The 15,787-nt window shown below is 49.3% G+C and carries 26 protein-coding genes and 3 tRNA genes; 24 read left to right on the top strand and 5 right to left on the bottom strand.

All coding sequences use genetic code 11. From position 1 onward, the window contains the following. Positions 1-368: hypothetical protein (locus tag McpAg1_RS03955; RefSeq protein WP_338093991.1), on the top strand; the 368-nt coding region annotated here is incomplete at its 5' end. A gap of 20 nt (positions 369-388) precedes the next feature. Continuing rightward, on the top strand, positions 389-571 hold the full coding sequence (locus tag McpAg1_RS03950) for a hypothetical protein (RefSeq protein WP_338093990.1): 183 nt from the start codon (positions 389-391) through the stop codon (positions 569-571). 145 nt (positions 572-716) lie between these two features. Here the strand turns inward: McpAg1_RS03950 and McpAg1_RS03945 are convergent. The 3 genes from McpAg1_RS03945 to McpAg1_RS03935 form a co-directional block, all read right to left on the bottom strand. After that, a tRNA-Thr gene (locus McpAg1_RS03945) sits at positions 717-791 on the bottom strand. Between the two features lie 3 nt (positions 792-794). Further along, a tRNA-OTHER gene (locus tag McpAg1_RS03940) sits at positions 795-881 on the bottom strand. A 4-nt stretch (positions 882-885) separates the two neighbouring features. Then, a tRNA-Met gene (locus McpAg1_RS03935) sits at positions 886-961 on the bottom strand. Positions 962-1,063: 102 nt separating this feature from the next. On the opposite strand from McpAg1_RS03935, the gene McpAg1_RS03930 reads away from it, so the two are divergent. The 16 genes from McpAg1_RS03930 to McpAg1_RS03855 all read left to right on the top strand — a co-directional run bounded on the left by McpAg1_RS03930 (position 1,064) and on the right by McpAg1_RS03855 (position 10,279). Further along, the gene (locus McpAg1_RS03930; RefSeq protein ID WP_338093989.1) at positions 1,064-1,687 is read left to right on the top strand and encodes a hypothetical protein; all 624 of its coding nucleotides are present in this window, start codon (positions 1,064-1,066) and stop codon (positions 1,685-1,687) included. A 1-nt stretch (position 1,688) separates the two neighbouring features. Continuing rightward, a complete protein-coding gene (locus McpAg1_RS03925) occupies positions 1,689-1,913 on the top strand; it encodes a hypothetical protein (protein ID WP_338093988.1) in 225 nt (74 codons plus the stop codon). Between the two features lies 1 nt (position 1,914). Beyond that, positions 1,915-2,493 carry a hypothetical protein gene (locus McpAg1_RS03920; protein WP_338093987.1) on the top strand — a complete coding sequence of 193 codons (579 nt, stop codon included), beginning with the start codon at positions 1,915-1,917 and terminating at the stop codon, positions 2,491-2,493. Continuing rightward, on the top strand, positions 2,483-3,175 hold the full coding sequence (locus McpAg1_RS03915) for an ATP-binding protein (RefSeq protein WP_338093986.1): 693 nt from the start codon (positions 2,483-2,485) through the stop codon (positions 3,173-3,175). The genes McpAg1_RS03920 and McpAg1_RS03915 overlap by 11 nt, the downstream gene beginning before the upstream one ends. A gap of 1 nt (position 3,176) precedes the next feature. Continuing rightward, the gene (locus McpAg1_RS03910; protein ID WP_338093985.1) at positions 3,177-3,356 is read left to right on the top strand and encodes a hypothetical protein; all 180 of its coding nucleotides are present in this window, start codon (positions 3,177-3,179) and stop codon (positions 3,354-3,356) included. Positions 3,357-3,411: 55 nt separating this feature from the next. Then, positions 3,412-3,786, top strand: coding sequence for a hypothetical protein (locus McpAg1_RS03905; protein ID WP_338093984.1), 375 nt, complete (start codon positions 3,412-3,414; stop codon positions 3,784-3,786). 237 nt (positions 3,787-4,023) lie between these two features. Next, complete coding sequence (locus McpAg1_RS03900; protein ID WP_338093983.1) at positions 4,024-4,980, top strand: hypothetical protein; 957 nt, start codon at positions 4,024-4,026, stop codon at positions 4,978-4,980. An 11-nt stretch (positions 4,981-4,991) separates the two neighbouring features. Further along, positions 4,992-6,662 (top strand): hypothetical protein, encoded by a 1,671-nt coding sequence (locus tag McpAg1_RS03895; protein ID WP_338093982.1) that lies wholly within the window; start codon positions 4,992-4,994, stop codon positions 6,660-6,662. Then, entirely contained in the window at positions 6,663-7,469 is an 807-nt protein-coding gene (locus McpAg1_RS03890; RefSeq protein ID WP_338093981.1) for a hypothetical protein, read from the top strand. It begins immediately after the preceding gene. Next, complete coding sequence (locus tag McpAg1_RS03885) at positions 7,466-7,852, top strand: hypothetical protein (protein WP_338093980.1); 387 nt, start codon at positions 7,466-7,468, stop codon at positions 7,850-7,852. The genes McpAg1_RS03890 and McpAg1_RS03885 overlap by 4 nt, the downstream gene beginning before the upstream one ends. Beyond that, on the top strand, positions 7,853-8,005 hold the full coding sequence (locus McpAg1_RS03880) for a hypothetical protein (protein ID WP_338093979.1): 153 nt from the start codon (positions 7,853-7,855) through the stop codon (positions 8,003-8,005). It abuts the gene before it with no gap. Continuing rightward, positions 7,998-8,141 (top strand): hypothetical protein, encoded by a 144-nt coding sequence (locus McpAg1_RS03875; RefSeq protein WP_338093978.1) that lies wholly within the window; start codon positions 7,998-8,000, stop codon positions 8,139-8,141. Before McpAg1_RS03880 ends, McpAg1_RS03875 begins: the two co-directional genes overlap by 8 nt. Next, entirely contained in the window at positions 8,141-8,518 is a 378-nt protein-coding gene (locus tag McpAg1_RS03870) for a hypothetical protein (RefSeq protein WP_338093977.1), read from the top strand. Before McpAg1_RS03875 ends, McpAg1_RS03870 begins: the two co-directional genes overlap by 1 nt. A gap of 4 nt (positions 8,519-8,522) precedes the next feature. Continuing rightward, positions 8,523-9,506 carry a hypothetical protein gene (locus tag McpAg1_RS03865; protein WP_338093976.1) on the top strand — a complete coding sequence of 328 codons (984 nt, stop codon included), beginning with the start codon at positions 8,523-8,525 and terminating at the stop codon, positions 9,504-9,506. Positions 9,507-9,517: 11 nt separating this feature from the next. Continuing rightward, complete coding sequence (locus McpAg1_RS03860; protein ID WP_338093975.1) at positions 9,518-10,129, top strand: hypothetical protein; 612 nt, start codon at positions 9,518-9,520, stop codon at positions 10,127-10,129. 3 nt (positions 10,130-10,132) lie between these two features. Next, positions 10,133-10,279, top strand: a complete 147-nt coding sequence (locus tag McpAg1_RS03855; RefSeq protein WP_338093974.1) for a hypothetical protein — start codon at positions 10,133-10,135, stop codon at positions 10,277-10,279. Between the two features lie 136 nt (positions 10,280-10,415). On the opposite strand, the gene McpAg1_RS03850 is transcribed toward McpAg1_RS03855, so the two are convergent. Together McpAg1_RS03850 and McpAg1_RS03845 are read right to left on the bottom strand one after the other, a co-directional pair. Next, positions 10,416-11,285, bottom strand: coding sequence for a hypothetical protein (locus McpAg1_RS03850; protein ID WP_338093973.1), 870 nt, complete (start codon positions 11,283-11,285; stop codon positions 10,416-10,418). Positions 11,286-11,376: 91 nt separating this feature from the next. Next, positions 11,377-12,489 (bottom strand): integrase, encoded by a 1,113-nt coding sequence (locus McpAg1_RS03845; RefSeq protein WP_338093972.1) that lies wholly within the window; start codon positions 12,487-12,489, stop codon positions 11,377-11,379. A 427-nt stretch (positions 12,490-12,916) separates the two neighbouring features. On the opposite strand from McpAg1_RS03845, the gene McpAg1_RS03840 reads away from it, so the two are divergent. Genes McpAg1_RS03840 through McpAg1_RS03815 form a run of 6 tightly spaced genes read left to right on the top strand, consistent with a single transcriptional unit; the run spans position 12,917 to position 15,787 of the window. Next, on the top strand, positions 12,917-13,705 hold the full coding sequence (locus tag McpAg1_RS03840; protein WP_338093971.1) for an arsenic metallochaperone ArsD family protein: 789 nt from the start codon (positions 12,917-12,919) through the stop codon (positions 13,703-13,705). Position 13,706: 1 nt separating this feature from the next. After that, positions 13,707-14,051 (top strand): arsenic metallochaperone ArsD family protein, encoded by a 345-nt coding sequence (locus McpAg1_RS03835; RefSeq protein WP_338093970.1) that lies wholly within the window; start codon positions 13,707-13,709, stop codon positions 14,049-14,051. Continuing rightward, positions 14,048-14,431: an arsenate reductase ArsC gene (locus McpAg1_RS03830; RefSeq protein WP_338093969.1), complete on the top strand. Its 384-nt coding sequence runs from the start codon at positions 14,048-14,050 to the stop codon at positions 14,429-14,431. Before McpAg1_RS03835 ends, McpAg1_RS03830 begins: the two co-directional genes overlap by 4 nt. After that, positions 14,431-14,778: an ArsR/SmtB family transcription factor gene (locus McpAg1_RS03825; protein WP_338093968.1), complete on the top strand. Its 348-nt coding sequence runs from the start codon at positions 14,431-14,433 to the stop codon at positions 14,776-14,778. The genes McpAg1_RS03830 and McpAg1_RS03825 overlap by 1 nt, the downstream gene beginning before the upstream one ends. Next, positions 14,775-14,906, top strand: coding sequence for a hypothetical protein (locus McpAg1_RS03820; RefSeq protein WP_338093967.1), 132 nt, complete (start codon positions 14,775-14,777; stop codon positions 14,904-14,906). The genes McpAg1_RS03825 and McpAg1_RS03820 overlap by 4 nt, the downstream gene beginning before the upstream one ends. Continuing rightward, a complete protein-coding gene (locus tag McpAg1_RS03815) occupies positions 14,903-15,787 on the top strand; it encodes a permease (protein ID WP_338093966.1) in 885 nt (294 codons plus the stop codon). The genes McpAg1_RS03820 and McpAg1_RS03815 overlap by 4 nt, the downstream gene beginning before the upstream one ends.

Below are 15,787 nucleotides of genomic sequence, written 5' to 3'. Positions count from 1 at the left end.
GCGGAGAAAAACCGATGGATGAGTTCACCCGGGAAAAATACGAGGGAGTTTTTGCCGGTGCTGGTATGGAGTTGCCGCAGAACATCTGCAAGAAGTGTGCTGATCTCATGTGGAAGGCACGACCGCCCGCAGCGGATCCGCACAACCCTTACGGCATGAAACCCGCGAACGCTCCGGCGGTGCCCGCACGTGAACGACCTCCCGAACCGGAACCGGAGGTTTTAGAGTATCACGGGAAAAAGATCACGTGCGTATGCAGCAAGTGCGGCGCACGGCTGAACAAGAACGCGGTATCTGCACGGTTGATCTTCAACGAAGACTTAAGGTGCAAGAAATGTGATCCAGAGGGAGGGCTTGAATTCGCATGAATCCCGCCGGACAAAACAACATGAAACCTAAGTGGATGCTGATCCCCGAGCTGATGGACAAAGAAAAACTGGTAGAGCTGAAAGCAACCTACCGAACAGACGCGGCAGTTGCCGCATATTTAGGAATCGGGCGTCATTCCGTGGAGCAGGCACGGATGTATCACAGGTTACACAAACCATACGCACGGCTGAGATCCAAATAACCTTTTTTTGAAAAAAAGAACCCGGAATAATCCGGTTTTGTGGTGTCAACCAAAGACGTAAACGCTGGTATTGTAACATCCCAAGAGACTGAATCTCTGAAGAACCCTGCATACTGACATTTTTTACCGTGGTCGTCGTCCACAAAGCCACCTCCCCGAGTTGAACGGAGGATATGCGGTTTACAAGACCGCTGCATTGACCCAACTATGCTAAAGTGGCAAACGTCACCGGTAGGAATTGAACCCACGAGGCCAATTAAGACCGAACCGCTTTCAAGGCGGTCTTCCTCACCAACACGGTCACGGTGACAAAGTTGCGAGGGTCGGATTTGAACCGACGGGATACAAGGTTATGGGCCTTGCGGGATTGACTGACTACCCTACCTCGCAGTGATAATTAGGTAGACTTGATAGCTGAAATATTCGCGTTCGGTTACCGAAATCAGTAACAGAACTCCGATATATATTCTATTTTCCCCTACAAATTTTCATATGGAAGGAGAAAACACAGGAGAAAATCAGGGGAAAACCTCTACTTCTCCTGAGAAAAGAGAAAGAGTAGCCGTTTGTCTTGTCTGTTCAAATGAATGGATCGCAAGAACTGGAACTGCAAAGAAGCCTGCAAAGTGCCCTGTTTGTGGAACGAAGCGGTGTTCGTGGAAAGATGAAGTTTCGACTGAACCCGAAAATCAGCCGGTGGAGCAGGAGAAAACCGTGATTTTCGCCGGAGAAAACGAGGAGAACAAAGGAGAAGAGCAGGAGAGAACGGGAGAAATTGAGGAGAAAACCGAGGAGAAAAGGGAAGAGAAAAGAGAAAAACAAATCTACAACCCGATAACTGAGAAATCCTACTCCGTGAAGTCTCGGAGCAGCAAAGCGGGAACCAAAGGACCTATCAAAGGACTGTGGGAAGAGCCGGAGAAAACCGAGGAGGAGAAAAGCCCGGCAGGCAGCTTTCCTATCATTCTTGTCGTGGCCGGGCTGGTGGTATTGGGTTGTCTGGCAGGTGTTGGTTGGTTTCTGGGACGACGTTCGGATACTCGGAACCGGTCTGTTCCGGCAGATTTCCGACCGCCGACAGCGGCGGAAAGAGCAATGATCCGGGTAGGGGTTTGAGATGTTCGGACTTGACAGCATCCCGGGTTTCGGCAAATACGTTGCACTTGCCGAAAGAGTCGTTGGAATTGCCGAACAAGTAATCACCGAAGGAAAATTCCGCGAGAAATGGTTAGAAACGGGTAAAATCACGGGAACCTTCTCACTGGATGAATACCGGGTAAAGTTTGAGATCGAGGACACGAAGAGAACCGCAATTCCTGCGGAAATCACGGAGGCGGAATAAAATGAGTATCATGCAAGAGGCAACCGTAGAGGAGCCGCCGGTAAAGCTGAACCGGAAAGACATCACCGGCGACCTCATCGGAGCAGCGCCCGACTTCAATTTTGATGAAGAAATCCCCCTTCTTCCCAAGGGAGAAGAACAGGAGCAGCCCGAAGAACTGAACGCGGTTGTTGGAATTCTTGACATGCTGATCGGCAGCTCCGGTGACCTCCTCAAGGAGTATGATCTCCCTGCCCCGAACCTCACCATTTGGGAGAAGTGGGGAAAGGAGAACCTATCAAAGGCACTGAACCACTACATGCCTGCCGGAATGGGGGAAGGTATCAGCTCTCCTGCAATGGCTGGATTGATCGGCGTCGGTGCAATCCTGATCTGCTTCCTGCCGGTGATCATGGTGTTCGTAAAACGGAAGCAGGAACCACAGCCGGAACAGATCCCACAGCAGCCGGAACCCGAAGAGGAGAAAACCGAGTTCGTGAACACCTACGAAACCCCGGAACCTGTTCACAGCACCGCGCCGATCAGTGACAAGATGCTCTCCGCATGGGAGCGGATTCAGAGGGTTGATAATGGATATTGACTTACACCTCGATGATCCAACACACCGGATGATCGCAGCCCCAACACGGGCAGGGAAATCATATTTCGTCGGTGCCTGCATTGAGCAGATGTATGAGCAGGAACACCCGTTTATCATCCTCGACACGAAGACCGATAATCACATCGGCTTGCAAGAGCTGCCGAAAGTCAAGAAGATTCAGATCAAAACAGGACTGAATTACGACTGGGGGAAACTTATCGACTATCCATATGTCCTCTGCGTTCCGACGCTTCGCACCCGGACGGCTGATCTGGTAGCACTTTACCGGGAACTTGCCGATGAGATGTTCATGAGTCAGGGGGAACGTCACCTAATCGTTGAGGAGGCGCACAACTGGAACAAGAATGCATCTGTTGCCGATCCTACCCTTGAACTGATAGCGAGAGAAGGAGCAGGAAGAAAGAAATTTCTCTGGTTTGTGACGCAACGGCTTCAGAATTTCCCACAAATTCTGTGGTCACAGTGTGGTTACACTTACCTGTTTCGGCATAAAATTCCCTCTGATATTCGGTATATTTCTCAGGGAATCCCGGATTTTGAAACCCTGAACAAGAGCCTGTTTCCGCATGATGTACTCGTATGGGATCAGGGAGCAGTTGAGGAGGATACAACAATTATCAAAGCGGCTGATGTGACCCGCAGGACACATCACAGAGGGTAAAATGTCGTTAAAAGGAACAAGAAAGATCAGCATTGCAAAAACAACCGACCCGCGGATTCAGAGGGTAATGACTGTCATGCGGAATCAAGAGCCGGATGTGTGGGGAGACATCGAAATTACCTATAATCAGGCTATCATCTGGATGCTGGATAAGCTGCGGAATAATCGCCTGTTGGACTGACCGGTTACCAACTCGGAACCCCAAATTATCTATTTTTTTGCTGATTGCATGGTGTATGATTGAAGATTTCAACAACCTGTATGAGCTGATCATGGCCGTTGTCGCGGCTGTTGCTGCTCTCATTGCATGGATTAAGGATAAACAGGCGAAAAACGAAGCGGCATACGCAGACGAAGTTCAGAAGTATTTTGATCCGGCTGACAACACCGTGCAGGCACCGCCGGAAGGAACGCCGAAGCGCTCTTACACCATGTCCGACGAAGTTAAAAATTTCCTGATCTTCGGCGAATCCGAAGAGGATCAGAGAAAGATGCTGGAACAGGTTCGGGAAGCCGAAGCAAAAGACCTCTGCGAATACCGCGTCTCTTACTCCCGGGGATATTACAATATTTCCTACGGGCAGATTGCCGGCGGCGCGAAGTACGCATAATTTGACCGGTTACCGACCGGTTACCAACTCGGAACCCCAAATTATCTATTTTTTTGCCGATTTTCTCATCAGCTGTTACAAAACGTAACAGCCGGAGAAAACAAAAATGACAGATTTTGTAAATACGGCTATTAATGCCGCAAAAGTGCCGCTTTTTACCGTGGCAATTCCCCTCGTTGTGGGTGTAGTAATTGTTGCATGTTTACGTGCAGCACTGAAGATCTGAGGTGACCTGAAATGAAGTTTCAGGAAACCACAGTAGCACAGGAAATCAACCTGAGCAACCCGGCAATCGAACTGGGTAATTCTTCGATTCACGACGCTTACGCGCTTGAGATCAACATTTCCGCGAAAAACGAGACCGGTTCCGCAAAAGTGCCGACTATTCAGGAGTTCCTTTCCGCGTTTGAGCAGATCGCGGTTATGTCCGACAATACTCGGTATCACTACGCCATGTCTGGTCTCGATATCGCACGTTGGAACGCGCTTTCAACGCCGATGTCTCTTCCGACTCGCGTACTTGACAAAACGTTCACATCTACCGCAGATGATGCAACGATGAACGCCTCTTTCGTGCTTACGCTGGATGCAGGAGATCTGATTGCAATTCAGCACGATACAGTCACGCTTAAGGCAGCAATTGCAAAACAGATTGCCGCTGATTGTCCGGTAACCGCATGCACGATCAAACCAACGGTTTTCGAGAAGATTCCCGAATCTGTTGCCGAAATTACCGGAACTTACGGCGCGAATTTTGAAGCAGCATTAGAGCCGAAGGTCTATGCAATGGAAAAAACCCTCGGGGCAAACACCGAGTTTACCGGGTTCTTCGATCTTCCGACCGGCGCACTTCTGCGCACCGGTATGATGCACTGGTCCGTTGCCCCGTCTCAGGTCGGTCTGATTCAGGTCGTCCCGTCTCGTTCCGAGATTCACCGGGTGAACTGGAATACCGCTGTTGCACGTGATGAGCGCAGGCTGAGAACCAAAATGCCGGAGAATGTTGTTCTGATGGACTATAACAGCGAGTGGATCATGAACGGACTTGGTAAGGACGGAAGAACCTTCAACCGTGGAGATTTCCAGATTGCCGCAAAGTCCAATGTTGAGACCAAGCTTCGGTATGTCAGTTTCGAGATGACTTTCCCGGCAGGCGCTGGTGCAGTTCTCGAACCCGGAAACAAGTTCCTGTGAGGTGATGAGAGATGGGTATTTTTGATGGATTGATGAACTTCGGTTCTTCGATCTTAAATACCGCATCTTCCTTTGTTAGCACCGTTACGGCTCCGGTTCGGAACTTCTTTAGTGGCACTCCGTCCGGTAGTGGATCTCCGAGCGGCGGAGGCGGTTCTCCCGGCAGTTCCGGCAGTTCTGGTAGTTCCGGCGGTGTGGGTTCTTGGGTTTCTGGTGTGCAGGCAGCATTTACCGAGGCCGTAAATCAGGCCGCGAAACAGGTCGAGCAGATCACTTCAAGCCTGAATGATACCCTTGCAGGAATTACCAAGGGCTTCGATGATCTCGGAAAGAACCTCGACAATTTTGGCAAAGACATTACGGCAAACCTCCCGAAGATTTTCGACGCGGAGACAACACTCAAAGAAGCACAGACGAAGCTTGATCAGCTGATCAAGGCGGGCGGAGACATTCCGGCGAACCTACAGAAACAGTTTGATGATGCGAAGGCACAGGTCGAGCAGAAGAAGAAGGAGATCAAGGTTCAGACCGATACTTATGCCAAAGACATCGTGCAGAAGGCAACCGCAGCAGCTGCGGCAGCAACACCGGTAGATGTGATGAAGGCAGCTCTGACGCTGAACCCGCTTACAATGCCGTTCGTGATGACAGCTGAGGCGGGCAAGAACGTTCTTAGCGGCCTCGGAATCGGGAACTCAAACGTGATGAACCCGGATGCTGTGAGCGTGAACAAGTCCGATCCGAACCTGCTTTACAATCTGGATTACAGCAATCCGAACGTGCAGTTTTTCAGTTCGGAGGTGGACGAGCAGGGCAACAAGAAGAGCACCGGATACCTCGGTCAGTTCGCGAAACCTTACGCAGTCGCCGACGAAGCACTGTTCTTCAACACCGGCGGTATTCGCGGCGGCAGCAATGCACCCGCAGGAGCCTCTTCTTGGACGGACACACCCGACAGTCAGAAGTTACACGACTACGGACTTGGCAGCAATGTGATTTACAGTTCCCGTGATCTTGACGCAGCCGAACAGGCCCGCGTACTTGCAATGTACAAAGAAAAGGGTTGGCTTCAGCCGACCGGCGGCAAGACCGTGGCCGAACGTGCGGCGGCAGCCGTCGAGAAGATCCCGGTCGCAGCTGGTGACGGCAAAGTTGTGTACAAAGGTGTCGGCGGCGGAGGGATCGGTTCAGGACTGTTCACCGCAGCGAACGGTAAAACCTACGATCTGAACAACCCGGCAACCGCTCTTAGTGTTGTTGCTGATGGTATCGGCGGAGCACCGGCGGTAGCAAGCGGTTTCATTGATCAGGCTGTTGCATTCCGCAATGATCTGTATGGATCCGGCGGTGAAGCAATGGCATCAGGGAATGTCGCCGCAGGAATTGCTTCTGTGGGCATTGGTCTTGCAGTGGATGTTGCCGCACCGGTTGATCTGATCAACGTTGTGAATCTGTGGACTACTGGACGCGGAGATCAGATTGATCTCGAAGATATCGGATGGGCAGTATTCGACGCGGTCGCCGTGGGTGCAGGTGTGCTCACATTCGGAACTGGTTATCTTGGATTAAAAGGTGTGAAAGCTGGACTAAAAGGACTGAAGACGGCTTCAAAAACCATGAATGTTGTAGGATACGGCGGTCAGGCCGCATGGGGCGGAGTTACCGCTCTGGGGGCACTCTAAATGGGTAAAATTGGAAGTTTCTTCGATGCGCTGAAACTCGGAAGCAAATCCACTGACGATGCACTGACATCTTCCAAAGCAATTGGCGGATCTGGCAGTGTGACGATTTCAAAGGTTGATCCGTTGGATCCCGCAGGAACCTACATCAAGGCAGCGGCATCAGAGCCGAACATGGCGAAGATTCTCGCTTCCGAATCCTCAGTGACGGTAAAACCCGTAACCACAGTCTCAGCACCGACAAAAGCAATCTCATCTGTTGATGATGTTGCAGCAATTGCCGCGAAAAGCAACGCGAACGAGGCGGCAACGAAAATCGTTGCACAGGCACAGAAAAACAGCAGTGTTCTTGGCAGTCTCGGAAAGGTCGCAGCGGCTACCGGTATCGGTGTTCTTGTCGGCGGTGCTCTTGCCTCCGGTTCCTCTGTCGTTCTTGGCGGCGGAGGCGGAGACAATCAGAGCAAGAGCGGAGACGGCACTCTTCCGCCGACCGTGACAACGCGGACGGACGAAAACGGGAATACCTACTATGTCTATGACACCGGGATCGAGGGAGTAGACGAGGCGCTCGGATGGTTGCAACAGCAGATTGATGAGATCATCGAGTTCCTGAACGGTCTGCTTGGCGGCGGAGGTTCGGGAGGTTCCGGCGGCGGTCTGGTCGTCACCGATGGGGACGGCAGCACAAACGAAGCAGCTGGAAAGAAGATGAAACTTATCGCAGTGGTCGCACTCGTGATCATTCTTGCAGCCGCGTATTTCCTCACGCGGCGGAAAAACGGAGGAACGAAAAAGGGAGGTAAAAAATGAATACAAAAGCGATCACCGAGGCTATCGGGAAGATTTTCAAATCCGATACCCTTTCCGAGGGCAAAAAGATGACGGAGATCGGGAACGTGATGAAGTCGAGCACCGGAGCGGCTACGGGTGGAGGAACTACCCGGGCGGCAGCTCTGAACCTCGGAAAGTATGGTCTGCCTGCTGCGGGTCTTGGCATCGGTGCGGGTGCTGGGATCGGCGGCGGGGCACTGCTTGCCGGCGCAGGAGTGCAGACGGCTTTCGGACTGGACTTCAGCACAGAACAGAAAGCGGCGGAAAGTAAGCAGAAGATCACCGGCTGGGTGTTCTTTATCGTTCTGGCCGTGGTAGCCCTGTGGTTCCTCTGGCCTCGAATTAAGAAGATGGTGAGTTAAATGGACTCTGAGTTTATTGCACTCATCCTCACCCTTTTTGGAGGGTTCGGCGGAACATACGCGCTGCTTTGGCAGATGAAGGGAGAAATCGAACAGAACAAACGGGAGTTCGCAAAATGCCCGCTGCACTGTAAGGAGGCAAATCATGACTGAGTGTACTACATGCGAGGGTATCCTGTCAGGAGAACCCGGGGGTCTGAAGTGCAAGCTGCTTCAGTATCGAAAGTATCTGATCGGGATTGTGATCGGTGCCGTGATCGTGTTTGTCGCAACACGGAGGAAGAAATAATGATTTCTGATGAAGTATTCTGTCGAGAAATGCAAAAGATTCACGCAGAAATTGCGGCTATTTCGATCAATAGGGTGACTGGAAAAGATTTACTTATGCAGTTCCCCGAAAATCCCGAAATCATGACCATTGAACCAAAAACGACCATTGTCGCATACAACACGACAATTAACCGGGTATTGATGTATTTTTGCTCAAATGTCCCGGATGGTGTTGTCGTTCGGGTTTACAAAGACAATCAGCTTTGGACATGGAAACAGGACGATAGCGGATCGTTAGAGTTCTTCGGCGGGGTGTATTTCCGTGAGGTCAGAATTGAAGTTGAGAACAAGACCGATTACCCGCTTCGTTGGTCGATAAATGCAATCTGGGTGTGATGAAATGGTATTTGTACAAGGAAGTTACGACTGCCCAACGATTGTTGCGACGATTGCGCAGGCACTGGCAGAAACAGACGATTTCACGATGTGGGATGAAGATGCAGTGGATAACCACAACCACATGGGATACTGCCTGAAGCATGTCCCAACCGGGCACTTCGTCACGTTCGTTCCGGGATGGGGTAATATTGGGTATAATAGCGGAAGTACTGGTCGTGTGTCGTATCAGCTCGGAATCCGTGTTATCTTTTCAGCAGGGTATAATCTGGAAAGTCACACCTATGAAAAAACAGACAAGACCTACCACGGTCTGATTCCATTCTACGCAGGCCACAGTGCTGATATTAACCGACTGATATCTCCAAACGTGTTCTCGGTATCTATGTTTATCGACAAATACAGAGTTGTTGGCACAATCCAGAACACATATTCTGGTGGAATTGGAGACTTCTTCGCTCTGGAATTTTTCCCGCAAGCATGGGTAGAATATGACGACACCGAAGAACTTGCAGCAGTGTTGTATAATAAGCGTTCGGGAGATAATTGGACTACTGTCTCCGATTATACTGCGAACATACAATACGATCCCACAGTTGTAGATTCTGGAACGTTCTATCTCCGACCGTATCGGTTTGGTAATTGGACGTATGCAAGCAACGGAAACAATCTTGCGGGTCTGAATCAGCACGAAGGTTCGTTCATGGAACGGGAAGCCTTCAGAAGCGAAGCGAACAACAAAGTCCATTTCAAATTCCCGATGTATGAGAACGATGTTTTCGCAGGTAGGAAGCCCTACGCAGAAACCCGCAGCTGGTTCAAGGTCAGCATCACCGGTGGGTTGCAGATTGGCGACATCCTGAACTGGATTGACCCGGACGGGGTAACCGTTCATAAGTTCATTGTGGCTGTTGTTACAGCCGGGGCTATGTACTACGCGATCCCATACGCGAATCCGTTTGACTATGCGGTATCGGATAAGTATTGAGGTGAAAAACAATGACAGAACATGATACAGTTCTGTATTTGTGTGAACCGGCAACCATTGCGGACATTTATCGGGGAGTGACGTATCCGGCGGCAACTACCGCCCGGTTCACGTCCCCGGAGAACCGGACGAGATACCCGAAAGAAACAACCTACACTTGCAACACAGCACCGGGAACTCGAAGCGGATGGGTTCCGGCTGGTGAACGGCAGGCAGTAAGACAACGATCTGATCGGATGACGATCAGCGGAATCTACCGGGGAAAAACATACACCGCGAAAACCTCACACGTTCCGGCAATGTACACGGAACGCGACAGGATACCACGTATTGGCGTGCACCAAACGGTCACCGGTTACGGTATTGCGGATTGTGATGTGCTGATCTCTGGCAAGCTGGGGATCACCACAGCCGCAAAGACTGACGCACGCGGTGTCTGGTGGGCGTATCTTCCGGTTGACGATTACACCAAGGCATCTATCCGGTCGTTTGTGGAAAACGGCGGGAAGGTGTACAAGATGCTTAAGCAGACGGAACGCGAAGAGGGCTATATTTGGGATGAGGTGATGCAGTGCATCACGAGAACCGGCAACGGATTCAGGATGATCTCAAGGATGGTATGAGAAATGACAGAAACAGAAGCACCGGCAGAAGTGCCGGAACAGGAACAGCAGCCGGAAATGACGCCCGAAGAAATCGCGGCGGTTCATCGGCAGGCGAAGCAGAACGCGAAACAGATCCTCGCGGAGGCTTACGCAAAAGAACACAGGTGAAAGAAATGGTAGCAGTAAAAGGTTATCACAGAGCCGGGTATTCCGTGAAAGGGCACAACGTCAAAGGTTATACCCGGAAAGCAGCGAAGACGACTAAGAAAGGCAGCCGCCGGAAGAGAACCCGGTAGGCACACCTTTAACTTATTTTTAGATCCAGTTCGTTGAGTTCATCACATACCAAATTATGATAATTGATTGCCCATTGGATTTTTCTCAATCCAGATGGTATGTCTGCCTCATCCGGGATTGTATTATGACACCTAATTGCGCATCCAATATCGTCTAATATGTCATATTTGGTCAGAAATTCATCTCGTAACCCCGGCAACTCCTCCTTAAATCTCAAGAGCCAACCTCTCTTATTTCCAGATTTAATATTTTGTTTAGCAAACATACATTCATAATCTATGAAACACTGGGGTATTTCATCCATTTTTCTCAATATCTGTATTTTTCCCGTACTAGTTTCTGGATTTAAATATGGGAATATCTTGATCAGAAATTCATCTACTAAGACTCGCGGTACGACGGCCATTTCTTCCAAAATATGAGCCCTTACGAGAGCTGGACCCCATACAAAGGTCTCGTCAATATGTAATCTACCTGCTGTCAATCCTCCTCTTAACAACCACTTCCCTTCCAATAATAAGTATGATTGATACATCGAAATAAAAACGATGAGTTGCATTGTTGCTTTTATTGCATCATATTTACGGTCGGATATTCTTAGTGCAAAAAGGATATTGTCCGAGAATATTTTTATTTGTACTCCTTCGCTCATGAAATAATCCGATGGGGCAAAGTCACCACTCGGTGAATGATTTGCCAACGATTCTGGAAACTCTTTTTTAAATAGGGTGTATGTGTTTTCGTATATCTTTCTAATATCATTAAGATAATTATCTGATTTTTCCGAAATGATCTTACTTGTAGATCCAAGAAGATCCAAATATGCTACAACATATTTATCCATTTGGAGTTTGTCTCTTGAATCATCTTCTGACATTGTGAGATATTTAGTCAGGATGTGTTATGTATATTCCGATAAAAAACAGCTTCAAAAACACGATACAGAGGTCAAAAAAGAGGAAATGGAGTTATTTGTATATTTTACCCTCCTTCATCCCGGATTCAACCAAAATATTCGAGATGGTATTTCTTGCGACGCCGGTAAGCTCGTGGATCTTCCGTTCGGATGTTCCTTTTTTGTAGAGGTCAATGATCTCCTCTTTCTTTCCTTTGGGGATCTGCCCGAATTTGTTGTTACTCTTTGTGATCGGCTGCGGGATTGGTAATGTGGCCCGTAGCGTATCGACGATCTCAGAGTATGCAGCTGCGGCAACTCCGAGTTTGTTCTGATAATTATCTCTGAGGACAGTATCTGGGACTCTTCCCTGAATCAGATCAATATCCGTATCAGAGAGCCGGGTTCCCCCGGGGCCTTTGTAGTTGAGCATGAGGTTAGTCTGCCACTTTCTCAGACTGTTTACGTTACAGGCTCGATTTTCATCGTCGCGTTTGAACTGGGTTAACTCATTGATCTTTTTTCCCATTGTGCTCATAGACTGATACGGCACCTGATAAGCCCTGAGCAGAGCCTCACACTCAGGCGGGAAAAAGTAGTAGTAGGCCCTCTTTTTCCCTCGGGACATGTCCCTGACATCAAGACAGATGAGCGGCTGCTTGATGTTCTTCTCTTTGTCCGCCGGGATCCGCTTAATCTCTCGGTCATAATCTCCCGTCAGGGCATCGAACAATTGAGCGCCGCGCGCTCCTGAGTATGCGAGTAGGGCATAGAAACCTTTCAGTTCACCCGGCAGTTTTTCTAATCCTGCTCTGATCTCTGCATTAGTGAGGTCGTAAAATCTACCGGTCATTGATTCATCGGTTGTTTTCGCTCCTCCGTAGGGCATGCCCTTTTTGCACCACTCTGAATCTATCCCATAGCCGTTGAACGACTGCAACCCTAAGATCTCTTGGCAGAACTTGAAGAAGTGCATAAGGGCATTGTGGCCCATTTGAGAGATGTTATCCCCCTCATTGAAGTTCGCATAGTTCCGGCGGTCGTCGGGGCTGTAAATCGGTCTGAGTGCGGATAACGCATTGTGGTATCTTGTCTTTCGTCCGTCTTTCCCTCCTGCAAGCCCTTTCGCATCACAGTATGATAGATACTGATCTTCGACTAAGGCATAGAACGCCGTGACCGTCATCTCAGGATATCCGGGAATGACATAATCCGCTCCTACTTCTTTCCTTCCGGCGGGGATTGCCGCGCCATAACTCGGTAACTCCTCTACAGGGATCTTTCCGATAGGTAGGTTTTCCCGCGATGTTCTCGAAAAATTTTCAGGCTCAAATTTACCATTATTTTCAAATTGCGGCTCATATTCACGCGTCCTTGGTAAGGACGAGGTCGCGTGTTCAAATCACGCCTGAGGCTTTTTTCTTTTTGTTTTACAATTTCCGTCAGAATTATTACGTTGTTCTCTCCTTTAACTTGGTAATGTTTTTTTCAAAATCATTATATGTGAATATATGTATATAATGATGCTAACGTGATCTGCCAATTCAATGATGTGCATATTGGAAAAGATCGCATGCAGTATTCAAAACAATTTCTGATGAGGACATTATTCAATGGTAAAGCAGTTAATAATTGATTTTTTGTACCTGGATCTGAATACCTGTGACCGCTGTATGGATACGAACAGCGCATTAGATGAAGCTCTTGCTGAACTCTCCGGCGTGCTGAACACCCTGGGTTATCAGGTCAGCGTGAATGCTGTCAACATCGCCACCAGAGAACAAGCCCGCCAGTATCACTTTTTGAGTTCTCCAACCATCCGGGTAAACGGTCTTGATATTTTTGGAGTTGTTACTGAAAACAGCTGTTGCAGTTGCGGCGAAATTTGCAGTGATACTGTAGACTGCCGGACATTCACCTATGAAGGCATGACCTATGATCAGCCGCCGAAAGCAATGATCATCGACTGCATCCTGCGTGCACTGTATGGAACCACACCACATCCAAAAGCACCTTACACTCTGCCTGAAAATCTGGAGCGATTCTTTGTAGGAAAAAATGCCAAAACCTCCTCGACGAAAAAAGATCTCCCCAACAAAACAATCCAGATCTTTGCCTCCCCTGCATGCTGTTCAACCGACTGCTGCTGTTCGGGCACTGACTCTGAAGAACGCCGCATTTCTGCGACGCTTGGCACACTCCTGCGACACGGAATAATAATTGAACGCTGTAATTTCAACAGCATACCAGTCAGCGGTAAAGAGCCATTCACTCCTCCGGTCACCGTACTGGATGGCAGCGTTGTGTTAAGCGGCAGGTATCCAACCGATGCAGAGATAGTACAATGGCTGGGTCTGCCAGCCGACCTGTTGGAAAAATTGAAAAAAGGCGGATGCTGCTGAAATGATGGTGGAAATCTTTGATGCAGGCACCGCTTCCCCTGACGAATCACGGATAACCATTGTTGTTTCCCGTCTCAAAGAACACGAAATCAGCATCGAGCGCTACTCGCGTCAGACATCTCCTGAAAAATTCACTCACAATGGGGTCGTTGCCGGTCTCGTCTCCCGTCACGGAGAAAAAATTCTGCCGGTGACGCTGGTGAACGGATTTGCCATGATCACCGGTAGATATCCATCCAACGATGAAATTCGCCAGATTCTTGATCTACCTCAGAATCTCATCGAACCAAAGCGCGAGGGATGTTGCTGCATTCAGGGATGCGGATGCATGGAGGAACGTGTATGAAAAAAATCGCATTCGTCTGTGTCCACAACTCCTGTCGGTCCCAGATTGCCGAAGCTCTCTGCCGGACTTATGCCGGAGATATGTTTGACGCATACTCGGCAGGAACCAACCCTGCCCCAGCCGTCAATCCTACCGCTCTGCGCCTGATGAAAACGTTCTATGGCATTGACATGACAAAGCAGACACCAAAAACTCTTGACTCCCTTCCAAAAATTGATGTTCTGGTGACCATGGGATGTGAAATTTCCTGCCCCTTGGTTCCCTGCTCTCAAAAAATATCCTGGCAGATTCCCGACCCTTGCGGAAAATCCGATGAAGAGTTTCTTGTTGTCATTCGAACCATTCATGATCATGTCTGTGGATTATCGGGGGAACTGTGATGACTGAACAGATATTCAAGGCTCTTGGGGATGCGACCAGACTTCGGATTGTTGCCCTTCTCATGCAGCGCGAACTCTGTGTCTGCGAGGTCATGGACTGTCTGGACCTCTCCCAACCGAACGCATCAAGACATCTGACCATTCTCAAAAATGCCGGTGTGCTGTCAGGACGAAAACAGGCCCAGTGGGCATACTACAAAATCAGCGAAACATTTCCCGAGGAATTATATCAGTATCTGTCGAAGACAGCACCCGAAATTCCCGGCTATGCCGCAGCAATAGAGAGGCTGCACAACTCTACTGCCGCAGAAAAATGCGGCTGTACTCACGAGGAGAAAAAATCATGACTGAAGAGAAACCAAAAAACGGACTACTGCGTAAAATGAAGAACATTGTCTCCGGCGAAAACTGCTGCTGTTGTAATGTGAAAATTGTTCCGGAAAAACCGGATGAAAACGCGGAAAAACCTGAATGAGTCTTACTGATACTCTGATTTCCGTTGGGTCCTACTTTCTGATCATCACCGCAGAGCTGTTGGTGTTGTTCATCGTTGTCAGCCTTCTGGTAGGAGTTTTGCACACCTATGTCTCGCGTGAAAAAATGCAGTTGGTCCTCGGAAAAACCGGTTCGGTTACCGGCAGTGTACTCGGTGCCGGGTTTGGTGCACTGACGCCGTTTTGTTCCTGTTCCACAATTCCTATCACTCTTGGACTGCTGAAATCCGGCGTTGCATTTTCCAGTTCGATGTCGTTTCTGTTTGCATCCCCACTCCTCAATCCTGTCATCCTTGCGATGATGCTGGTCATCTTCGGCCCGGCAATTACGGTTGTCTATGCGGTACTGATGTTCATATTTTCGGTGGTGATCGGTCTTGGCCTTGAACAGGCCGGCTACCGAAAGTATCTCAAACAGGTCGCAGTTGAGGGTGAGTTCACGCACACAGGATCCAAACGAGAACAGGTTATCAGTTTTGCCTATACGATTTTTCGCCAGATGCTCCCTTATCTGTTGATTGGTGCGGGAATCGGTGCGTTCATCTACGGATTTCTTCCATCAGACTGGGTGCTTTCGGTCGCCGGCCCGGATAATTTCTTTGCAATTCCGATCGCTGCTCTCATTGGCATTCCGCTGTATATTCGTGCAGAGACGATTCTCCCTATAGCTGCTGTTCTCATCGAGAAAGGAATGGGAGTCGGGGCTGTTGTCGCTCTCCTCGTCGGAGGAGCAGGGATGAGTATTCCGGAGATTACCATGCTTTCCGCGATATTTCAAAAACGTCTGGTGATAGTGTTTGTGACTGCGATATTTGTTGCAGCGGTTGCTACCGGCTGCATTCTTCAGTATATTTCGTTGTGA

The sequence above is a fragment of the Methanorbis furvi genome, assembly GCF_032714615.1.
Lineage (GTDB): Archaea > Halobacteriota > Methanomicrobia > Methanomicrobiales > Methanocorpusculaceae > Methanocorpusculum > Methanocorpusculum furvi.
This window is presented reverse-complemented; position numbering and strand designations above follow the sequence as displayed.